The following is a 326-nucleotide window of genomic DNA, read 5'->3' as shown; positions in this document are numbered from 1 at the left end:
GGTGTCGAGATCTTGGCGGGCGGGCTGCTTGGTTTGGTCGAAGGTGGCGACGCGGCCGGCAAAGCGGATGGGCGCAAACGGGGCGCGGGGTTCTTTCGCAGCGGGAAGGCAGACCCTGCGCGTGCTGCTAACCGCGACCAATGACGCGGCCCGGCGAACCAAGGCAGCGCGACACCGGCTTGAGGCGCTGCGGGCCAGGACCGACACGCGGGACTGGGTGATGCAACGCCGCGAGCGCACCCACCACCTGATCGAGCTGGGCGGCTTGGTGCACAAGGCCGGGCTCGTCGAGCTGACCGGCGACGATCGCGCCGCCCTTTACGGCG

The 326-nt window shown here is 70.6% G+C and carries 1 protein-coding gene; it reads left to right on the top strand.

What is annotated here, in order from left to right:
• Window positions 1-67: 67 nt before the first annotated feature.
• The coding region (locus tag EIK80_RS27100; RefSeq protein ID WP_148099132.1) for a conjugal transfer protein TraD at window positions 68-326 on the top strand (259 nt) is incomplete at its 3' end.

This window comes from Caulobacter sp. 602-1, from assembly GCF_003931565.1.
GTDB lineage: Bacteria > Pseudomonadota > Alphaproteobacteria > Caulobacterales > Caulobacteraceae > Caulobacter.
Note: the sequence above shows the minus strand (reverse complement) of the source record. Positions and strands in the feature narration are given on the sequence as shown.